The sequence below is a fragment of the Lentibacillus songyuanensis genome (assembly GCF_039548255.1).
Taxonomy (GTDB): domain Bacteria; phylum Bacillota; class Bacilli; order Bacillales; family Amphibacillaceae; genus Lentibacillus_C; species Lentibacillus_C songyuanensis.
Genome location: NZ_JBCLVH010000019.1, coordinates 15282 through 37448, shown reverse-complemented (window position 1 = coordinate 37448; position 22167 = coordinate 15282). Strand labels below are relative to the sequence as shown.

General features: G+C 35.3%; 22 protein-coding genes, 1 pseudogene and 1 riboswitch. Of the genes and pseudogenes, 22 read left to right on the top strand and 1 reads right to left on the bottom strand.

The window, feature by feature from the left end:
• The first annotated feature begins 171 nt into the window (after positions 1-171).
• Complete coding sequence (locus tag WMZ97_RS16305; RefSeq protein WP_343273152.1) at positions 172-747, top strand: hypothetical protein; 576 nt, start codon at positions 172-174, stop codon at positions 745-747.
• Between the two features lie 343 nt (positions 748-1090).
• On the opposite strand, the gene WMZ97_RS16300 is transcribed toward WMZ97_RS16305, so the two are convergent.
• Entirely contained in the window at positions 1091-1375 is a 285-nt protein-coding gene (locus WMZ97_RS16300) for a hypothetical protein (protein WP_343273151.1), read from the bottom strand.
• 723 nt (positions 1376-2098) lie between these two features.
• On the opposite strand from WMZ97_RS16300, the gene WMZ97_RS16295 reads away from it, so the two are divergent.
• The 21 genes and pseudogenes from WMZ97_RS16295 (at position 2099) to WMZ97_RS16195 (ending at position 21861) form a co-directional block, all read left to right on the top strand.
• The gene (locus WMZ97_RS16295) at positions 2099-2317 is read left to right on the top strand and encodes a hypothetical protein (RefSeq protein ID WP_343273150.1); all 219 of its coding nucleotides are present in this window, start codon (positions 2099-2101) and stop codon (positions 2315-2317) included.
• A gap of 388 nt (positions 2318-2705) precedes the next feature.
• Entirely contained in the window at positions 2706-3188 is a 483-nt protein-coding gene (locus WMZ97_RS16290) for a hypothetical protein (protein ID WP_343273149.1), read from the top strand.
• 533 nt (positions 3189-3721) lie between these two features.
• Positions 3722-4945, top strand: coding sequence for a RecT family recombinase (locus tag WMZ97_RS16285; RefSeq protein ID WP_343273148.1), 1224 nt, complete (start codon positions 3722-3724; stop codon positions 4943-4945).
• A 126-nt stretch (positions 4946-5071) separates the two neighbouring features.
• Positions 5072-5722 carry a hypothetical protein gene (locus WMZ97_RS16280; protein WP_343273147.1) on the top strand — a complete coding sequence of 217 codons (651 nt, stop codon included), beginning with the start codon at positions 5072-5074 and terminating at the stop codon, positions 5720-5722.
• A 53-nt stretch (positions 5723-5775) separates the two neighbouring features.
• Complete coding sequence (locus WMZ97_RS16275; protein ID WP_343273146.1) at positions 5776-6237, top strand: single-stranded DNA-binding protein; 462 nt, start codon at positions 5776-5778, stop codon at positions 6235-6237.
• Between the two features lie 89 nt (positions 6238-6326).
• Positions 6327-6641: a hypothetical protein gene (locus WMZ97_RS16270; protein WP_343273145.1), complete on the top strand. Its 315-nt coding sequence runs from the start codon at positions 6327-6329 to the stop codon at positions 6639-6641.
• A gap of 182 nt (positions 6642-6823) precedes the next feature.
• Positions 6824-7936, top strand: a complete 1113-nt coding sequence (locus tag WMZ97_RS16265; protein WP_343273144.1) for a DUF262 domain-containing protein — start codon at positions 6824-6826, stop codon at positions 7934-7936.
• Positions 7937-8417: 481 nt separating this feature from the next.
• Positions 8418-8888: pseudogene (locus WMZ97_RS16260) on the top strand (HAD-IC family P-type ATPase); the annotation flags it as partial.
• 126 nt (positions 8889-9014) lie between these two features.
• Positions 9015-9101: a helix-turn-helix domain-containing protein gene (locus WMZ97_RS16255; RefSeq protein ID WP_343273205.1), complete on the top strand. Its 87-nt coding sequence runs from the start codon at positions 9015-9017 to the stop codon at positions 9099-9101.
• A gap of 457 nt (positions 9102-9558) precedes the next feature.
• Entirely contained in the window at positions 9559-10422 is an 864-nt protein-coding gene (gene lgt / locus WMZ97_RS16250) for a prolipoprotein diacylglyceryl transferase (RefSeq protein ID WP_343273143.1), read from the top strand.
• Positions 10423-10559: 137 nt separating this feature from the next.
• Entirely contained in the window at positions 10560-10838 is a 279-nt protein-coding gene (locus tag WMZ97_RS16245) for a YidH family protein (RefSeq protein WP_343273204.1), read from the top strand.
• Positions 10839-11229: 391 nt separating this feature from the next.
• Complete coding sequence (locus WMZ97_RS16240; RefSeq protein ID WP_343273142.1) at positions 11230-12129, top strand: phosphate ABC transporter substrate-binding protein; 900 nt, start codon at positions 11230-11232, stop codon at positions 12127-12129.
• 69 nt (positions 12130-12198) lie between these two features.
• Positions 12199-13128: a phosphate ABC transporter permease subunit PstC gene (gene pstC / locus WMZ97_RS16235; protein WP_343273141.1), complete on the top strand. Its 930-nt coding sequence runs from the start codon at positions 12199-12201 to the stop codon at positions 13126-13128.
• Positions 13128-14015, top strand: a complete 888-nt coding sequence (gene pstA / locus WMZ97_RS16230; RefSeq protein ID WP_343273140.1) for a phosphate ABC transporter permease PstA — start codon at positions 13128-13130, stop codon at positions 14013-14015. Before pstC ends, pstA begins: the two co-directional genes overlap by 1 nt.
• Before the next feature lie 21 nt (positions 14016-14036).
• Positions 14037-14858 (top strand): phosphate ABC transporter ATP-binding protein PstB, encoded by an 822-nt coding sequence (gene pstB, locus WMZ97_RS16225; RefSeq protein WP_343273139.1) that lies wholly within the window; start codon positions 14037-14039, stop codon positions 14856-14858.
• 11 nt (positions 14859-14869) lie between these two features.
• A complete protein-coding gene (gene pstB / locus WMZ97_RS16220) occupies positions 14870-15646 on the top strand; it encodes a phosphate ABC transporter ATP-binding protein PstB (protein ID WP_343273138.1) in 777 nt (258 codons plus the stop codon).
• A gap of 23 nt (positions 15647-15669) precedes the next feature.
• Entirely contained in the window at positions 15670-16326 is a 657-nt protein-coding gene (gene phoU, locus WMZ97_RS16215; protein WP_343273137.1) for a phosphate signaling complex protein PhoU, read from the top strand.
• A 114-nt stretch (positions 16327-16440) separates the two neighbouring features.
• Complete coding sequence (locus WMZ97_RS16210) at positions 16441-17127, top strand: response regulator transcription factor (protein WP_343273203.1); 687 nt, start codon at positions 16441-16443, stop codon at positions 17125-17127.
• Positions 17127-18524: a two-component system histidine kinase PnpS gene (gene pnpS, locus WMZ97_RS16205; RefSeq protein WP_343273136.1), complete on the top strand. Its 1398-nt coding sequence runs from the start codon at positions 17127-17129 to the stop codon at positions 18522-18524. Before WMZ97_RS16210 ends, pnpS begins: the two co-directional genes overlap by 1 nt.
• 246 nt (positions 18525-18770) lie before the next feature.
• Complete coding sequence (locus tag WMZ97_RS16200) at positions 18771-19148, top strand: hypothetical protein (RefSeq protein ID WP_343273135.1); 378 nt, start codon at positions 18771-18773, stop codon at positions 19146-19148.
• Between the two features lie 879 nt (positions 19149-20027).
• Positions 20028-20175, top strand: a riboswitch (cyclic di-AMP (ydaO/yuaA leader).
• A gap of 294 nt (positions 20176-20469) precedes the next feature.
• Positions 20470-21861, top strand: a complete 1392-nt coding sequence (locus WMZ97_RS16195; RefSeq protein ID WP_343273134.1) for a TrkH family potassium uptake protein — start codon at positions 20470-20472, stop codon at positions 21859-21861.
• Positions 21862-22167 lie beyond the last annotated feature (306 nt).

Below are 22167 nucleotides of genomic sequence, written 5' to 3'. Positions count from 1 at the left end.
CTATCACATCTTACCGACAATTGATTTCCAATCGTCTATTTACAAGAGATGACTTTCTAGAGGATGGTGGTTGGATAAATGTGCGGTATTAAGCAATCGGGCGCTTATCTGGAACAAATAATCGGGCCCAACCTTGAAAAGAGTGTAAGTATTTGAGAAGGAAGCGGTTAAATGACAAATGAAATTATAGCAGCTGTTTTTAGTATTTTTTCGTTGATTATATCAATAATTGTTGCCATGACGAGTCTTTGGAGAAGCAATGCTAAAATTAAAATTCATCAACTTCAGGAAGATAGAAATTGGATATTGAAATCGTATGATGGGTCGTTAGCGTTAAATACATCGAAGAATAAAAGCCACGAGCCTAATATGACAAGTATCACTTTATTAGAAATTATAATAACCAATAATAGCTCGCTTCCACTTTCCATTTTGGAATTTAGGATGGAAGGGGCTGTGTATTTTAATTCTTATTCATATACAAATCCTACATACAAAGTTACTCCAGAAAATGGCAATGAAATCTTATTTGGCAGTTCTCATGATCCTTTACATTATCTAAAACCAATATTTACGCTTGAACCATATACGAGTGAACGAGGACATCTTCATTTTTGGATGCATGATAAAGAAAGTATCCAACCGGGGATTCATACATTAACAATCATAACTTCCAGAGGAAACTTTAAACGTAAAATAAATCTTAAAAACACCTTCGAGTCTGCAAACCAAAAGCTTTACACATGACCATGGCTATAAACTGATGGGTTAGCTGTATTATTGGTTACGTGGTTGTTTAGGAAAATGAATCTGCGTCTTTTTTATATCGGTTTTGAGAATATTAGGGTGGGAGGGTGCAACATATGTAATTCTTGCTCTATTTTTAGTTATTTCCGCAGTGATTTCATTTGTAATAGCAAAAAAAATAATGAACAAAGTGATTAATAATTTTTAAAACAATCGTGCGCAATTGTTTTACAACGATTTGAAAGGATAACCAGAACATTTGTCCTTTGTATATTTCGAATCATCAAGTGGAGCGAAAAACCGGTTACTAGATAGTATGAAGAATTTATAAATAAAAGGAATCCTAAATGGACTCCCCCTTGAATTCTTGGTATACATAATTGGGTGTTGTCATTTTACTATTAATGTAATCCTGTGGATCTCCCGTAGTGACATATCCATCACTAATATGCTGTTTAATTACATCATTGTACATTCCGGCAACCCGACATAAGTTATCAATTACATGATAAAGGTTATGTTCATCACATCTTTGGCAAGTAGCCCACAATTGAATATCGTTTAGCTGCTTATTCATTTGTTTAAGAAAATCTAAATCAAATTTTTCAACAAGTTTTACATAAGACATTTAAACATCCATCCCTTCAAGATTAAATAAATACAGTAAAGTATATTAATTTATCTGTAATTTAATTCCGAATTAGTTTATTTTAGCCATAGGTGCTTAAGAAATAAGTAATAGTACTATTAATGTAGTACTAATAATGAACAATAGGGCAATTTTGTTGAATAAGGAGTGTTTATCTTGCAGTTAAATTCATCACGTTTTCTAAAACAATCTCTGGTTATTTTTATTGTTCCCGAGGTTTTATTTGTACTTTCTATTTCTTACTCTCGAGAAGGGGTCTTTTGAACTATTCTACTTTTTAATGCCTATAATTGGTGGTTCAATAGGTCTTTGGTTATTTTGGTTACAAAGATTTTGGTAGAAAAAAAGAAACAAGAAACAAAATATGTATCACAAGAACTTATCACACCATTGATTTTTTGGATAATTATAGCTGTAATTTTTGCTGTGGCAGCAATCGCTTTTTTATAATAGGTCGTTCCATTAAAGGGCGGTATTCACTAACAAGGAATGTCGTCAATATTGAATATATGGGCCGGATTATGGCACAAAAAAATTAAGGGGTTGGCGTAGCAAGCGACATTTTTTATTTGACCCCTGTGCAAAGTAATACTAAAAACAGGTGCAAGTCACCAAAAGTGACAGGCTGGTTTATTGCAGTTTGCAATTTTTATCAACAGACTGAACCCTGTAGGGGAAGCTGTATTTGGGGGAATGTAGTAGATGGATAATGACAATCAAAATGTATATGTTGGTGACGGAAATATTCGTCTTTACACATGTGAAAATGACATAGCAATAAAAATTGATAGTATTATGAGTAGACATATTCAAGAATTCAATAACAAAGACTTTACTAAAAAGTCTATAGAATTATTTCACTTATTAGGTGATAAGGAAAACAATAATGAGAATAGTTATTGTATGGCACAGTACCGTTGAAGCGTGTATTGACGTGGAGGGATACCCACTAAGCTAATAAAAGTTTCATTTAATCATGCAAGACAAATCTTTAACGGGCAATAAGGTTCTTGTAAGACTAATAGAGGTTCACCTTCCACTGGACCGCACCGACTTATTGAAACAGAAGAATTCAAACACATAGTATTGAGAGTGTTAATAATTAAATTGAATTGGATTAGTTGGAACGCCGTATGAGGTGAAAGTCTCACGTACGGTGTGAACGTGGGGAAGGGAGCGATAACTTCAAACCCTTACCTATTCGTACGAACAAAGATCTGCGCCCTGTATTGTAGGATTGGGCAATTTTGATGGGGAAATGTACTCAAAGTAACGCGCAGGATAATTGAACAAAATAAGGTGGTGTTTTATGAAACTGAACAGAAAAACAATATTAGTATTAACCGTTACTTTTCTTGGATTAGGTGTATTCTTTATCTTTTATTTTTTTATTGGTCAGGAATATGTCTACGCTAAAAAATATGCAAATACACTTTTCCAATATGAGTTACCCGAAAAAACAGAAGTCGTTGGAAAAAAATTTGATTATGGAGTTTTATACGGAGGAGGTCCTTGGGGAAGTGGAGGATATCCAACTCTTGTTTCATACATAAAAATATCGACGCAACTGAGCGAAAAAGAGGTATTTGAACATTACAATAAGAACGGCTTTGAAATTTATTTTAAAGGGACAGCAGAGCAAAAGATGAATAATAAAGAACAAACTTGGTATGAAGGATATATAAAAAGCGAAGATAGTTTGAGTACTAAAAATAATAACAAAGCACCAATTGAAATTATTATTCAATATAGGAAAGAATTTAGTTATCCCTTTTTTATAGATTTTTATTGAATTAACTTGGGCCTTAATTCAATGTGACAAACCTTAGCATGTTTGATCAAATCCTTTAAGGTTCCGAACCCGACTAAATGTTTTCGATTTTTTCTTTCCATGGATCTCATTCCTTTAAAACTAATATCGAATAAAGGAGTACAATGGAAAACAAATGTTTAATTTGACACATACCTCATCCTCTAATACCTTGAAAATAAAATACAAGTTCTATATAATATAATTATTAGATTTATTTTTAGGTTCGCCCACTCGGTGAAAAGTGTTATACTTTCCTTTCCAGAAAGAGAAGCACACAAAATTATTAACATTCTCCTGTTATGAGGATGGCTCATTTATTGAGTAGAAAAATGTTTCGACATACTATTGCTATTAAACACATTTTTAATGTGTTTATATATAGAACGCTTAAAAACCGATTGAATCCTTTATGGATTTGGTCGTTTTTTTTGTGTTTAAAAACCATTAATGAAAGGAGGACAATAGCGGTATTCTGTATAGACAAAAAATATTTTGAAAGGAAATGATAATAAATGGAAAAGGCATTAACGTTTACCAATGACCAGAAGGGGTTAATTTTCAGTCGATTTGTTGCACCGCAAAATGGAACAAATGAGGAAGCCTATCAGTTTATTGAGATTTGTGAAACCTTTGGGCTAAATCCATTGTTAAACGATATTGTGTTTCAAAAGTACGGTGATCGGGTTAACTTTATTACCACAAGAGATGGATTGCTACGGGTAGCAACCAGACAAGAAGGATACGTTGGCGCACCTATCGCAAATGTCGTTAAGGAAGGGGATGAATTTGAGTTCATGCCTTCAAAAGGTGAAGTGCACCATAAATTCGGCCAAAAACGAGGGGGGATTATAGGAGCATACGCGGTAATGCACCATTCCAAATTCAGACCAGTGGCAGTTTTTGTTGACTTTAATGAATATTACCAAGCAAACAGCTCGGCAATCAATTCAAAATCAGGAAAAAGAAATACATGGGACAAAATGCCATCTGCCATGATTGTTAAAGTTGCAGAAGTGTTTGTCCTTCGCAGGCAATTTCCATTAGGTGGATTGTATACCAAAGAGGAAATGGCATTTAATGACGAGGAAACCCCTCCACAAACGCCAATCCAGAATATATACCAAAATACGCCTGCTCAGGACACAATTCAAAACACACCAATTCAAAACGTGGCTAACAACACATCCGGTCAACAAATTGAGAAAACGGAACAAGTAAAAACTGCAATCGAAAATCGTGTAACGTTCGTACAAGTTAATGATTTAAATACTATCGTAAGCGAAATCGCAAATGTAAAAAATGTTGAACCAGATAGTATTATCGATTCATTAGGTAAACCTCTTAATGAACTAACATTGAATGAATTTGATGCAGTAAAAGATAAACTAATGAAATGGCTGAATGTTGTTAAACAGCAAGCTAGTCAAACCGGTAATCAACAAGCAAACCAACCGCAATCAACTAGCCAGGGACAAAAACTAGAACCCGTTCCATCACGTAACAATAGTAAGTTTGTTTTGTTAAATAAAGAATCAGGTCAGGCACCTAATGGCACAGAATTTATGAAACTCTATGTTGAAGGAAAAGAACAGCCGATTTTCGCCCGTACCGAGAGAGCTGTGAGTGATGCAAAAAAGATCAATCAAGGAGATGCGTTTGTCGCTAAAATTGGAGAAGAAAACGGATTTACATTCTTAGCTTATATTGATGAAGTTAAGAATGTTCGATCAGCGTAAGAAAGGGGTACAATTATGCTCCCTTCTATCCTTGATATAGCAGCAACGTATAGACTCGCAAGTGATCCATGCACATATGGTAAAAAGGAATCACTGTTCAAATGCCCTTTTTGTAAACAAGATAGCTTGCCAGAAAATGAAAAGAAGTATTATTTATCACTAAATACAAGGGATAATGTGTTTAAATGTTGGTATTGCCGAGAAGGTGGAGGCGTATTGCAATTTGAGGCCTTGCTCTCTGATCAATCTTATGAAACCGTTCGTCAAAAATATTTTGGTAAGCGGAAGAAAAACCTTCATCCTGCTTATAATTTATCACCCGATCAATTACAAGAAATTGGTTGGCAGGATAAAAAACGCCTCCATTTTGAACTATTTCAAGAGCAGAAAAATGAGGTTATAAAGGATTGGAAAACTTATGAATATGAGGAACTAATGATACATTATGCATTGGTTACGCTTATTACGCATTTTCCAATCGAGGCTGAAAGGAAAAAACATTTTGGATGGTTTGTTGAGATTTGCAAGCAATCAAAAGTGAACAATCTTGCCAAAAAAATCATGCAGCAATGGAATTCCACCAAAAAAGAAAATTGGTCAGTTCAGGGCAAGGAAATGGCTAGAATCGCTTACGATACCATATATCAAAGTGGTGATTTTGAATTTCAAAACCTGTTTGTGATTATCTTATTTATTCACAAAATGTCAAAACTAGAAAGTTTGGTAAATAGGGATCAAATCGCCATTTCCAATTTGAAAAATAACCACTTTGCCTAGAGGTGGGAAAATCTAGGTAACTAGCAAATGCTAGTTTTGAAAGGGGTTTAAAAATGAGTATTAATAGTGTAACTTTAGTAGGTAGAATGGTAGCAGATGTGGATTTACGTTATACACCACAAGGGAAAGCAGTTGGAAACTTCCGACTGGCTGTAAATCGCACCTATAAAAATCAAAACGGGGAATATGAAGCTGATTTTGCTAATTGTGTCGTTTGGGGCAAACAAGCGGAAAACTTAGCCAGCTTTATGAAGAAAGGGTCACAGGTTGGTGTAATGGGCAGCATTCAAACGAGAAGTTATGAAAATAAGCAAAGTCAACGAGTGTTCGTTACGGAGATTTTGGTTAATCAGGTGACATTTTTAGAGTCTAAAAATAAGCAAAGTCAAGGGAACTCTTACCAGCAACAAGGGAATGGTAATGAGGGTTTCCCTTATCAACAAAACAATCAAAACCAGGGAAATCCATTTCAAAATCAGCCGATTAACACTTCGAATAATGATTTATCTTTCTGACCAGCGTTCACTGTGTAAATGGAGTTGGTGCTAATATACCTACTTTCTATTTTTTAGTACCTTAACTTAAAGCGTGAAGGAGTGATTACATGTTTAAAATTGGAGACTATGCTATTAATGACAACTATGGAGTGGTTATTCATATTACCAATGAAACCCATAAACAAATAATTAATGCCCAAGAAGGATACAGAAAAGCAACAGAATCTGAAATAAAAAAATACTATCATAAGGAAGAATTTGAGGTGACCTTTCCTAATGGCTACTCTGTAAATCTATTCGAGCAGGAAGGAAGAATAACGTTAGGACTGGTAAATCAAAATGGTTATTTCGTTTCTGATACTAAACTAACGGAAACAAACCTTAAAACATTAAAAGAAATAATTATCAGTAGTTCCATTTAAGGTTACTGTCAATGTAAGATAGGCTTTTAATCATAAATAGGTTTGTAAAAAAGGAGAGTGGATCTAGTATCTAGTCTCCTTTTTTTATGTGAAAAATTTTAAAGGAAGTCTATGGAATTATTATCCTTATTCGGTGAACATCAAGAAGGGATAACCATTTCTAAAAAAGGGAGAGAAACAATTTGGAAATAAAAAACATTAGTTGGAATGTTAAACAGCTGGTAAAAATGAGTAGCAATGGTACATTAAAATTTGATTACCCAATTCAACGTTCAGGCGGTCAATGGAAACCTTTGCAAAAGTCTTACTTGATCCATTCTCTTACACACAATTACCCTATTCCACCAGTTTATTTATTAGGTGAAAAGGAAGAAATTATGGTTGAAAAGAATGGAAAAAGACAACCAAAAATGATTGTTGTCCGATATATCTTGGATGGTAAACAACGTATCACGACAATGAAAGATTTCATAGAGGATCAATTCAAACTACATGATGATACACCGGAAACTACCATTGATGGCGAGGATTATGAAATCGCTGGAAAGTTGTTTTCTGAATTGGACGAGGAAGTTCAAGATATGATTCTATCACGATCCATTCTAACCTATACCCTAGATGGTGATATGGTAACGGATGAAGAAATAGAAGATTTATTTTTTCGGATGAATAATGGTTCTGCCTTAACAACACAACAAAAAGCAAAGGCTTTGATGGGTACAAAATGGGCTATAAGGTTAACAGAGCTTGGGAATCATCAACTGATTCAGGAATTTGGAGCTTTTTCAAAAACACAACTGAAAGCAGATGGACATTTAGCTGCCATTATTCAAACCATGATGATGATAGACAATTCATTTGAGTATAACAACGTATCTCAGAAAACATTATCAGATTACTCCGTTACGTTTAAAGACGATCTAGAATACAAGTCGGAATTACTTAAAAAGGTTGAACAAGGAATGGATTATCTGGTTAACTGCTTTGATAAGAAAGAAACATTACTACTGAAGAAAGTACACTTTCCAATAACTTTAATAACGGGGTTAAAAGCAATAGAAATGAATGTTTCCAGCGAAGGGTTTTCTGAGTGGGCCGTTGATTTCAAACATGCTTTTAAACCGAAAAAGAACAGCGAGCCTCGAATTACGACCAACTATGAAGAATTTACTGGTTCCGGTTCAACTCGAAAGGAAAAGGCAGATGGAAGAATGAATGAAATGCTAAGACATATGGAGGAATTTGTGAAAACGAAAAAATTACAAATGATTAGCCATTCTTTTACTAAAATTTAGTGAGGTGACGACTTCTAAACGAGGTCGTCTTTTTGTTTATCCTAAAAAGCAAGAATACCTCCATCTTCTACAACTGGGGAATCGATCGGTCTTGACTCTTTGTCTTTCTTTGCAAAAGCGTATCAAAACACGAATTTAAAGTAAAGGGGGACAAGTACGAAACGTAGCAAATATGGATTAAACCCAGTCAACGCTTATTTTCCCATCTTAAGCAACTAACCGAAGCCAGCTAAAATCCTTACAACACCAAAAATTTTCAGATCCGCCAGATCTACACAGCCCTTAAAACCGATAAGCCCTTACACAGGAAGTCATGGATCAACTGGATATTACCTCCTATCGTGAATGAAACCCGGCAAAAAGCATACCACAACGCTTGAAAAAACAACAAGAAAAACCTATTGCTATAGGGATTTTGGGAGAAGTAGGAAATTAATTTATTGCAAGATTAAATATAGTTTAAATGAATTATAACAAGTCGATGAAGCAACTTGTCATGCTAACAGGTGATAATGAAGGTACGGCAAAAATGATTCCAATAAGACGAAAGTAAATCGCCATTTTGCGAAGCTAATGTCAGAAAATAAGGTAAAAGTAATTAAACAACTACAAAATGAAATTCAATAAGTTATCATGGTTGGTGATGGAAAAAATGATGAGCCGGGACTGCCAACACAGATCTAAGAATAGCAATGGGTAGTGCAGGAGCAGATACTGCAATGGAAACCGCTGATATAGTTTTAATGGCAAATATTCTTGGAAAAGTACGGCATACGGTTAAGTTAAGTAGAAAAGCATTGGTGATCAAACAAAATATCTAGTTTTCTTTAATTAAATTATTAAACTTGCGGCATTTGTCCTTATAATTCCAGGCGTCCTTACGCTATTGATGGCCGTATTAAGTGATACTGGAGCTGCTATTATTGTGATATTAAATGCCTTACGTCTTTTAAATGCGTCGCGCGTTGGCCCGTCTCCCCTATTAATATTTGGCCTTCGTTACTATATAATACATTTGTTGTATAACTCACATAGTAATTGGAGTGAGTTAGGAAAGGTGGAAAAGTGGAAAGTGTAAATGGAAATCTATCAATTAAAACAACAGGGATTTAAAATACGTAGGATCGCCAGAAAACTTGGTATCTCGAGAACTACGGTATACTAATTGATAAATCCCCGTAAGATATGGCGAAATGGATGGATCCCGTTAAAATGAGAACTAAAAAATTAGATCCATATGAAATGCTTATCCATACACGGTTAAGCGAACATTCGGATTTACCAGGTGCATAAGTTTATGACTGGCTCAAAGAAAGGTACAAAGATTTAGATGTTGGGGAGAGTACGGTTCGCAGTAATGGATATAAGGAATACTAACTACTGCCATATTTGGATTGCTTGGGTTGGTGATATTATTAGTAATAGGTTATTTTAAACTTTAAATATCCTCTGGGACGTTTATAATCCCTTTAGGAGAGGTTGCTATAACCGATATTCATAAGCAAAGTGAATTATAGAAAACCGATGGCAATTATTGAAGGTCATGAGACTGTAATTTCTTGAATTTAAAGTTATAAATTTTGAATGACAAGAGAAGACAGTAAAGAAGAGGAGAGATTTCATTGGTATATAGTGCAGCACCGTTAAATCGTGTATTTATTGAGCTTGGCCCATTAACCGTTTATTGGTATGGTGTTATCATTGCATTTGGTGCGTTTTTAGGATTGTATATAGCATCTAAAGAGGCAGATCGACTTGGTTTAAAAAAAGACATATTGATTGATTTTATAGTTTTTGTTATCCCTATCGCAATTATTTGTGCTCGTATTTATTATGTGACTTTTGAATGGGAACGTTATGTAGATGGACCATGGTGGGGTGTTTTTGCAATTTGGGAAGGTGGAATTGCGATTCATGGTGCTGTAATTGGTGGAATATTAACAGCAATTGTTTTTTCCCACATGAGAAATATTTCCTTCTGGCAATTGGCAGATATTATAGCACCGAGTTTAATTTTGGGACAGGCAATTGGTCGTTGGGGAAATTTTATGAATCAGGAGGCTCATGGGGGACCGATTTCGGAATCTACTTATGAAAATTTCTATCAGTATTTTCCCGATTTTATTATGAACCAGATGACGATTGAGGGTGTGATGTATCATCCAACATTTTTATTTGAATCAGTTTGGAATATTCTTGTGTTTGTTTTCCTTATAGTTCTACGCAAATACAATCCATTACGAGGAGAAATTTTCTTAAGCTATGCAATCTTTTATTCAATTGGCCGCTACTTTATTGAGGGAATGCGCACTGATAGTTTATATGTGTTTGGTGAGCTTCGAACTGCACAAATTATTTCATTATTACTTGTTGTTGGAGCGATTATTTTAATAATTTATCGTCGTAAAGTTACAACGGACAGGTACAACGATAAGCCAGTACTGGAAAATAGGAAATCCGATAAGAAAAAGAATGGGAAGAAATGAGGATGTACATGTTATTTTATTGATAATTTTTTCATAATAAAGGTGTTAATAGCGATCCCTTTTTTTCGTTAATTACATTATATTAGCAGAATTAATGAAAGAGAAATCCATTGAGGGGGTGATCTTAATGGGGAAACATAGGATTAAAAGATACCAAATGGACAAAGTATATCCAGCAACACTTAGCAAATGAAAGAACATTCTTAGTTTGGATACGAACGGCAATTGCAAACATTATAGGGATATCCTCAGTAATATTAGGTTTGGCGACGATTATAATGGCTACAATAAATTATATGAGGAAGATTAATACAGTTAATCAAACTTTTTTGGCTTCAAAAAAGATTGTGCTAACACTTGTAACCTTTATAATGATAATTATTCTAGTATTTGGATTATACTTCTTGGTTATTTAAGGAACAATCTAGTACATGAAGATTTATATCCGTACTTAGATTGCATTGAGGACATGTAAATAACTTTTTCAGTATATTTTGGATGAAAATGATTTTTATTTAAGGAACGCCCAGATTTCTGGGCGTTTTTGTTTGCTATTTTTCACCTAATTTATCTCGCTTATTAACGATACTTAAAAAGAAATCAAGTTTTAGTGGAAGTTATCTCCTATTCCAAACCAACATACATAACCTTTCTGATATAAGGTGTGATGTAAGTTTTCTCGCAAATTTCCTCGTAAATTTACAATAAATTTACACTCAATTAACGGTTAGTTTACATTCATATGCTAAGGTTTAGTTGTAGTTAAATAAATCAAATTTAACACCAAATTATTAGGGGGAAAAAGAAATGAAAACAATAAAATTATTTGGAGTCTCTTTACTTTTTGTTTTAACAATCGGATTACTTGCGGCATGTGGTTCTGGAGAAAATGGACAAAAAGATAACGGAAGTTCAGACGAAAATAGTGGCTCTATCGTAGTTTCTGGTTCTAGTGCAATGCAGCCATTGGTTGCAGCAGCCGCAGAAGAATTTATGGCACAAAATGCTGGAGCAGATATAACAGTTAATGCTGGTGGATCTGGTACTGGTTTGAGTGAAGTGTCTGAAGGCACTGTAGATATAGGTAATTCTGATGTTTTCGCTGAAGAAAAAGATGGAATCCCCGCTGATGAGTTAGTGGATCACAAAGTGGCTGTGGTAGGTATTACTGCTGCAGTAAACCCAGAAGTGGGAGTTGATAATCTTTCCAAGGAGGACTTGATTAAGGTTTTTACAGGCGAAGTTACCAACTGGTCTGAAGTTGGTGGGGCGGATCAAAAAATTACATTAGTCAATCGTCCAGATTCATCTGGTACGCGTGCGACCTTTGTTAACTTTGGTTTAGACGGTGCAGCACCTGCAGAAGGTGTAACCGAAGATTCTTCCAATACAGTTAAAAAAATTATCAGCGAAACTCCCGGTGCTATCGGATACTTGGCATTTTCATATTTTACAGATGACTCAGTTGTTGCTCTATCTGTGGATGGAGTAGAAGCAACTGATGAAAATGTACAGTCAGGCAAATTTCCGATTTGGGCATATGAACATTCTTATACAAAAGGAGAGCCTACAGGGCTAGCAAAACAATTTTTAGAGTATCTAATGAGTGATGAAATTCAAAATGGGTTGGTTCCAGAACAAGGTTACATCGGTGCTACACAAATGCAAGTAGAGCGTGATGCAGAAGGAAATCAATCTGAGAAGTAAAAGCATTAGGGTAAGTGTCTGATTGTACATTTACCCTAATATGATTATTTTAGGGGTGCAAATAATATCATGAAAACTACTACAACTTCTATAGCAAGTGAAAGGTTACTTAAATCAAATAAAAGAGGATCGCACGGTGAATTAAAAGGTCGCCTTCTAGTTACAATTTGTGCACTTATCATGATCATTGCAACGATTTCAATTACGACCTTCCTAACGGTAAAAGGGCTACAGTCTTTTATAGTAAATAGTATAAATCCAATTGAATTTTTAACGAGTAAAGACTGGAATCCCACCAGTGGAAACCCCCAATATGGCGCATTACCTTTTATAGTAGGCTCGCTTGCAGTCACATTTCTATCAGCATTAGTTGCTGCCCCTTTAGGGATTGGCGGAGCTATTTTTATGACGGAAATCACACCAACTTGGGGGAAAAGGGTATTACAGCCAGTTATTGAATTGCTTGTAGGTATTCCATCTGTTGTCTATGGATTTATTGGCCTTACCGTATTAGTACCGTTAGTTCGGAATACGTTTGATAGCTCGCCAGCTGGCTTTAGTTTGCTTACTGGCACAATCGTTTTAGCGGTTATGATATTGCCGACAATTACGACCATTGCTACAGATGCAATGGGTGGGTTACCGAATAACCTGCGTGAAGGGTCCTATGCATTAGGAGCCACACGTTGGCAAACAATACGAAAGGTTTTAATTCCAGCTGCCTTACCTTCTCTATTGACTGCGGTTGTTTTAGGAATGGCGAGAGCATTTGGGGAAGCACTTGCCGTCCAAATGGTAATCGGTAATGTTCGTGACCTTCCATCTTCGCTGTTGGACCCGTCTGCAACACTTACGACTATTATTACGTTAAATATGGGACACACCACATATGGTAGTGTGGAAAACAATACATTGTGGTCGATGGGATTAATATTACTAATTATCTCATTCCTATTTATTTTAATTATTCGTTACTTGTCGTCTAGGAGGAAGATTTAATGAATAGCAAGGTAACAGACAGAATAGCTACAGGTGTTTTTGTTTTATTAGCAGCAATTATCGTATTAATACTAGCTGGATTATTTTCCTTTATTTTATTTAGAGGTGTTCCAGAAATATCATGGGACTTTTTAACTTCAGATTCGAGTACGGTAAGTGCTGGTGGAGGAATACGTGATCAACTATTTAATTCTTTCTATGTTTTATTTGTAACCATGCTGATAACTGTTCCATTAGGTGTTTTCGGTGGAATTTATATGGCTGAATATGCTAAACCCGGTAAGGTGACAAATTTTATTCGCTCGTGCATTGAAATGCTTGCATCTCTACCGTCCATTGTGGTGGGTATGTTTGGTCTACTTGTATTCGTCAACACGATGGGATGGGGATATTCCATTATTGGTGGTGCCTTAGCGCTAACAATTTTCAACATTCCTGTTATGGTACGTGTCAGTGAAGATGCGATTAGATCAGTCCCCGTTGAACAAAAAGAAGCTAGTTTAGCGCTTGGGATTACGCACTGGCATACGACAAAAACATTATTAATACCTAGTGCATTTCCCGGAATCTTAACTGGAGCAATTCTTGCATCGGGTCGTGTTTTTGGGGAAGCTGCAGCATTGCTTTTTACAGCAGGTTTGTCAACACCTAACTTAGATTATGGCAATTGGAATCCTTTTTCAGAAACGTCACCATTAAACCTCTTTCGACCAGCAGAGACATTGTCAGTGCATATATGGGCGGTTAATACAAATGGAATTATGCCGGACGTAGAGAGAATTGCTGACGGTTCATCGGCTGTATTGGTCATTTCCGTATTAATTTTTAATTTATTGGCCCGCTGGATTGGACGACTCGTTAATCGGAAAGTAACGGCTAGCAAATAAAAAGGGTAGGTGCAAATAGTTATGACAGAGTCAATTGAATTAAAACCGGAATTGGGGAAGAAGCTGCAGAAAAAAGATTCTGCAAATAAAGAAGTTATTTTGCGAGTAAAAGATTTGAGCATTTTTTATGGAGATAATGAGGCTGTAAAAAAAGTAACATTCGATATAGAAAAAAATTCGGTGACAGCACTAATTGGTCCTTCAGGGTGTGGAAAATCCACCTTTCTAAGAAGTATTAACAGAATGAATGATTTGATCCCAATCGCACACAACCAAGGGAAAATCATTTATGAAGATGTTAATATACTCGATGAAAACATCGATGTTATTGCGCTAAGAAAAGAGGTAGGAATGGTTTTTCAAAAACCTAATCCATATCCCAAGTCAATTTATAACAATATCACACACGCATTACGGTTTTATGGAATTAAGGGGAAAAAGAAATTGGATCAAATAGTAGAGGAAAGTCTAAGAAAAGCAGCTCTTTGGAATGAAGTAAAAGATAGACTTGATAAAAGTGCCTTATCACTATCAGGTGGTCAGCAGCAAAGGCTTTGCATTGCCAGAACACTTGCGATGGAACCAAATGTATTATTATTGGACGAACCAGCATCAGCACTTGATCCCATTTCGAATGCCAAAATTGAGGAATTAATCTTGCAACTTAAAAAAGATTATTCCATTGTCATTGTAACGCATAATATGCAGCAAGCATCTAGAATATCGGATAAAACGGCCTTTTTCTTAAATGGGGAAGTCATTGAATATGATGATACTGAAACAATTTTCACCGCCCCTTCACAGCAAAAAACCGATGAGTATATATCAGGACGATTTGGGTGAGGAGGATGACTATGAGTAATGTGTTAACGAAAACAAATACAGTATTTGATGTGAAGGATATGAATTTATGGTATGGAAACTTTCCTGCCCTTAAAAACTTAAACTTAACCATGTTAAAGAATGAGGTAACAGCAATTATTGGGCCATCCGGATGTGGGAAATCAACATTTATTAAGACGCTCAACTTAATGATCAACATGGTTCCAACTGTGAAAATGTCTGGTGAAATAATCTATAATGACGTGAATATTTTAAATGGAAAAACTGATTTAGTCGATTTAAGGAAAGACATTGGAATGATTTTCCAAAAGGGCAACCCATTTCCACAGTCTATATATAACAATGTCGTTTACGGCCCACGGATTCATGGAATTAGGAATAGGAAAAAACTAGATCAAATTGTTGAATCAACCCTTAAAGACGTTGCTTTATGGGATGAAGTGAAAGATCGCCTAAACAGTAATGCAAGAGGTCTATCAGGAGGACAGCAGCAGAGATTATGCATAGCACGAGCATTAGCTACCAAACCAGACGTAATTTTAATGGATGAACCGACATCAGCATTAGACCCAATTTCTACTTTGAAAATAGAGGAATTAATAACAGAATTAAAGAATAAATATACGATAGTTATCGTAACGCATAATATGCAACAAGCGGCGCGGATATCGGATAAAACTGCTTTCTTTTTACAAGGTGAGGTAGTGGAAGTTTCTGATACAAATAAATTATTCCGAAATCCAACTGATAGAAGAACAGAAGATTATATTTCTGGCCGATTTGGCTAATAAATGAAAAGAGGGATACGGATATGGTAGCAAGAGAACAATTTCAATTCGAATTAAAGAAATCAAAGGACTTGATTATTGAACTTGCACATGGTGCGGAAAATGCATTAATTGAAGCTGTGGATGCTCTGTATCATCAAGACGTGGAAGAAGCCAAACAAATAATTGAAGATGATAAACAGTTAGATAAATTAGATACACGGATTAATGATGAAGCAATCCTTCTAATAGCAAAACAACAACCGGTTGCTACAGACTTAAGAAGGTTAATTGTTGCTATTCGAATTTCTTCCGATTTGGAACGGATGGCAGATAATGCTAAAAATATCGCCAAAGCTACCATACATCTTGGCGAAAATCATGGTGTAGAAATACATCCAGTGCTAGAAAAAATGAAAAAGACAGCTATAGATATGAATGGTTTAGCAATTAGGGCTTATGACTATGAGGACATTACGTTAGTTCGGAAATTAGCAGAAATGGATGATTTAGTCGACAATATGTATGGGGAAGTAGTTCGAGAAATGTTAGAAGTAACAGCTACAAACCCTCAAAAAATTCAACATATTATGCAGATGGCTTTTAGTGCTAGATATATTGAACGATTCGCTGATCATATTACCAATGTTGGTGAGAGTATCATGTATCTTGTTAAAGGTGAATCTTTTGATTTAAATTAGATTGTAAAAAACTTTACACTAGTTCATTATGATTAGTGTGTGCGTACCCTTCTAGTATTCACACACCTTCCTTTCGGTGTATGATGAACATAGAATGATGCAGAGGGTGATATGATGGATAAAAAGGTTTTAATCGTGGATGATGAGGAGTCAATTGTAACTTTATTGAAGTATAATATCGAACAAGCAGGCTTTAAAACAGACATCGCCTTTACTGGTTTAGAAGGTTTAAAAAAAGCGACAGAACAATCATTTGATCTAATTGTCTTGGACTTAATGCTGCCCGAATTAGAAGGAACAGAGGTTTGCCGGCGGCTAAGACAACAACAAATAGATACACCTATACTTATGTTAACGGCAAAAGGTGATGAGGATGACAAAATATCGGGTTTAGAGCTGGGGGCAGACGATTATTTAACAAAACCTTTCAGTCCAAAAGAAGTAGTTGCAAGAATTCATGCAATATTAAGGAGGACACTTGGTGCAGAAAGTGCATCATTAATTAAAATTGGTGATATATTGATTTACCCTGAACGATATGAGGCAGTTGTTAAAGACAAAACGTTAAGCTTTACAAGAAAAGAATTTGAGTTATTACTCTATCTTGCCAAACATAAAGGAAAGGTACTATCAAGAGACCAGCTTTTAAATGCGGTTTGGGATTATGACTTTGTCGGCGATACACGTATCGTAGATGTGCATGTTAGCCATTTGAGGGAAAAAATAGAGCCGATTACAAAAGAACCAATTTATATAAAAACCGTTCGGGGGCTGGGGTACAAAATGGAGGAACCATTTTGATGAAATCATCGAATTCACGATTGTTTCTTCTGTATTTTATTATTGTAATTATCATTTTAGGTATTATTGGAACCATTATTATTCCGCTTACATCAGGTATAGACAGAATAATAGTTGGCTTTATTCTAGTTGGGGGACTCACCGCCTTTTCTATCTTTGTTTTTTATATATTTGATAGGTATATCATACCAGTGAAGCAAACGGCTAAAGTAGCAGAGGAAATTGCTAAAGGGAATTATAATGAAAGAACCTCTGTTAATTACTATTGGGATATTGCCAAAATAAATCATTCCCTTAACGTTCTAGCAAAGAGTTTGCAAGAAATGACCATACATGGAAAAAATCAGGATACCCAATTAAGAACAGTCATCGACAATATGGAAAGTGGATTAATGATGATCGATGCTGGGGGCTATGTCCAACTTATTAATAGAACGTTTTTACACATTTTTGGAGGACAAGCTAAAGATTATATTGGTTTTTTGTATTATGAGATACTAGCTGAAGAAAATATACATCATGTAGTTCAAGAAACATTTCTATATGAAGAAAAGATAAAGAAATCATTTGAAATTTCACCAAGTACTGTGGACACCAAAGAAAAACACGTTGAAATTGTAAGTGCACCGTTGTTAAATGATAAACAAAACATTAAAGGTGCTGTTCTTGTTCTCCACGATATTACGGAATTAAAACGGGTGGAACAAATGAGGAAAGACTTTGTTGCTAATGTTTCTCACGAATTAAAAACACCTATTACATCTATTCGAGGGTTTACGGAAACATTAATTGATGGGGCCGCTAAAAACGAGGAATTAAGAAATCAATTTTTATCTATTATTTTAACAGAGAGTCAACGGTTACAAGTGTTAGTTGCCGATTTATTAGAACTTTCTAAACTAGATAAAGATGAGCAACAGCTAAATTATACAAAAGTAAACATACATAAATTAATGCAAGGGATTCTTCCACTCGTCAAACAACAAGCCAACAAAAAGGACATTAATTTTCAATGGACCGTTGATAAGAGTATCGAAATCGATGGTGATGAGGGCCTATTACAGCAAGTATTTCTAAACATACTAAGTAATGCCTTTAATTATACACCGAATGGTGGAAAGGTAGTTCTTGAGGTAACAAGAAAGAAGGAGGCAATTCAAATTTTGATTGCAGACACAGGTATTGGAATTCCTGAAAATATGCAATCAAGGATATTTGAACGGTTTTTCCGTGTTGATCGGGCAAGGAGTAGAGATACCGGTGGAACTGGGTTGGGATTAGCTATTGTAAAGCATATCGTGGAGGCGCATAAGGGTACAATTCAGGTAAAAAGCGAGCGGGATTTGGGTTCTACTTTTACAATAACTATCCCAAGAAAAGTGAAAACATTGATTTGAAAATTGACATCTCAGGAAAAAGAAATAGAAAATCCGCTATCAATGCTACCAACAAAAGAAATGAGTGAACGAAATTTAAGTTTATAATTTTTAAAAATTCTTCTCATCTTTTCAACTCCATGAAAGTGCTATACATAAAATATAACATTACTTTATAGAATATAAAGTATACCATTGGTTTAAAAAAACATTCGGGGCATGCAATTTATTTTTGCCCTTGTTTTTCATGGAATGAGCTTTTCCAAAGTGCTTAAATCCGACCGCATCCCAAAGGATTTTGAAAAAGATACGGTATATGATTTCATGAAAAGTCCCACATACAATTGGCGAAAATTTCTTGCTCGTGTTGGCCCTTATCTTGTTGTGAAATTCATGCACCCATTAACTTCCGAAGATCGTGATCGTGTTCTCATATTGGACGACTCCCTGTTCAGCCGCAATCGCGGTGAGGCAGTTGAACTGCTTGCCAAGGTGAAGGACAACAATACCGGGAGATATTTCAAGGGGTTTCGCATACTCACACTTGGATGGTCGGATGGCGGATCTTTTATGCCACTTGCTTTTTCATTGCTCAGCTCCAAAAAAGATAAACCGTTATCAGGAGGCGGATCCAAGTATCGATAAGCGAACGTTTGGTTACCACAGACGCCAGGAAGCCACGCAAAAGGGAACCAAAACGGTGTTCAATCTCCTCGATTCTGTTGGGCTGAAAAAACTTAGAGCGAAAACGGTTCTCTTGATAGCTGTTTTTTTTCAGTAATCATATCGAAAATCGGGAAAAAATATTCTATGAATGTTGTTTGTATGATCAAACGCACACCAACGATTCACTATACATATGAAGGTGAGTCCTGCACAGTGAACCAGTTTTACAAGAAAGTCTGAAAAAAACGCGGGCGCGCCAAAATCCCTTTAATGCCAAGAGTTAGGGTTAATTTCTCGTGTTCGAAACGTGAGTATATATGGTAAATGGATGAAGGTTACAATTACTTTTGCGTTAAACTAAGGTAAAAATGTTTATTAAAGAAGGCTGCACTTAAGTGCAGCCTTCTTAACATCTTATAGGAAGGAATTTATTGTCCAAATAATGTAAAGCAACACTTTATTCCCTCCAAAACAGATCCAACTCTGTTTACATTACTCGGTGTGACTGTACTACCCAGAAATAAACGGCTGACTTTTATGCACATACGAATGGATAGTTTCTTATACTTTATATTTACGATTTTGGAATAGGACTTGGAGAATACACACGAAAAGGAAAGAAGGAATGAATTTCAGGTATTTAGTAGATGTCCTAGTTGTAATGGAATCTCTAAAGATAGCCCTATATTATAATTTAATTCCATAATTTTCGATGAAAAGGAATGAAAGTAATAGTAAATTAAATTAATAGTGGTATATTACATCATTAATTAACGAATGTGGAGTTATTTGACTAAATTTGAACCTTTACAACACAAAATGATGTAGGTAATATGAACTTTATCTTAAAATAGCAAAATAATAAAACCGCTGAATTCTAAAAGAGAAACGGGGAAACCAATTTTTCGTGGTAACAGACCACTTGGGGTGAATCCTTATAATGGGGTAGGGTGACTCTTGACATCCGAATCCGACAGCTAACTCCGTAAGCGTATAGAGAGGTTACAGGTATGTGTGATTCATTGTATCTTTGCGATGACAAAAATCCACGAGAGATCTTGTTCTCTTGTGGATTTTTTTAGGCATAAAATTTCAAAAACACTATTGTGACCTTTAATATTGTTGCTGGATATGAATGGATTCTTTAGACTATGTAGGATTATAGGGAAACCTTAAATTATGATAGTTAACCCCAGTAAATTTTGAACAAAATTGGATTGCACAAGTAGCTTATACTAGAACATTATTACCGTAGTTTTCTACCCTCTATTGTATGTTGAAAAAGGGGTATTTGAGTGATATGAAACAATTTGAGAGGGTGAAAAAAGTGGGAGATATACGAATCTGGCTGGAAAAACGATCGCCTGCCCAAATTATCACTGGTTATTATTTACTGGCAATTATTTTATCAATTCTATTATTTAGTCTCCCATTAGTCCGTAAACCAGGGATTGAGGTGGCTTTTTTTGATACAGTCTTCATGGCTGTCAGTGTAGTGACTGACACAGGTATGACTGTTTTTAATATATCTGATACTTATAGTGTGTTTGGGTATTTTATTATCATGATTGTGTTGCAATTCGCGGGGATTGGTATTATGGCAATAAGCACATTTTTTTGGGTGCTTTTGGGTAGGAAAATTGGATTACGTGAACGGCGACTAATAATGCTAGACAATAATCAATTTGCATTATCTGGGCTAGTTCGATTAGTTAGAGATATTCTTAAGTTGATTTTCATTATTGAACTTATTGGGGCGCTCATTTTAGGATTTTACTTTTTAAACTATTATCCTACTTGGGAGGAAGCATTCCTTCAGGGCCTATTTGCATCAGTTTGTGCAACGACAAACGCTGGTATGGATATAACCGGAGAGTCTTACGTTCCCTTTGCGAGTGATTATTTTGTGCAACTGATAACGATTCTACAAATTATCATTGGAGCTATTGGATTTCCTGTCTTAATTGAAGTGAAGGAATATTTATCTAAAAGAAGGCTGGAGCCGGAATACCCTTTCCACTTTTCATTATTTACAAGGTTAACAACAATTACATATGGGATTCTCCTCATTATTGGGATGATCCTGGTTTTGCTACTAGAATTTCAGCATTATTTTAAGGATATGTCATGGCATAAATCGTTTTTTTATGCTCTTTTCCAATCAGCAACAACCAGAAGCACAGGATTCAGCACAATGGAGATTACAGAGTTTTCAATCCCTACACTGCTAGTTATGGGTGTTTTCATGTTTATAGGAGGCTCCCCTAATTCTATGGGCGGTGGAATTAGAACGACTACATTTGCCTTAAATCTGTTATTTATTTATAACTTTGTGAAAGGAAAGCGTGATATCAAAGTTTTTAATCGTGAACTTTATCAGAGTGATATTATGAAATCATTTGCCATTACGCTAATGGCTATTGTAGTGTGCCTTGTATCGGTTATTATTATAAGTATTTCAGATAAACAGCAACAACTTATTGCTATTTTCTTTGAGGTTTGCTCCGCTTTTGGTACAGTAGGCTTATCTTTGGGGATTACCCCAGATCTCAGTATTTTTGCGAAATGCATTCTTATGATTTTAATGTTTATTGGTAGAATTGGTTTAACTTCCTTCTTCCTTATTATCGGAGGTAAAAATAAAAAGGAAGCAAATTATCATTATCCAAAAGAAAGAATTATTACAGGTTAACCATGGTGTTTAATCTCTACTCTAAGAATACAAAAATCGACAGAATTTCTGAATTTTGTTTTTAAAAACAGAAATCATGCAGTTTGTTGCTAATTTAAATGACTAAACGCATTTTTTCTCGTGGATACTTTCCTGATTCGATAAAATGTAACAATAAAATAAAATCTTTTTATCCGTTAGATTTTTTTAGAATAGTATCCTTTTGTTGGCCAGGCCTACTCCATTCGTTCACTTAACTGGGACTGGGGAAAGTTCAATTACTTGTAACATTTTATTGATATTTTCTTGATAATTCTTGTTTATATT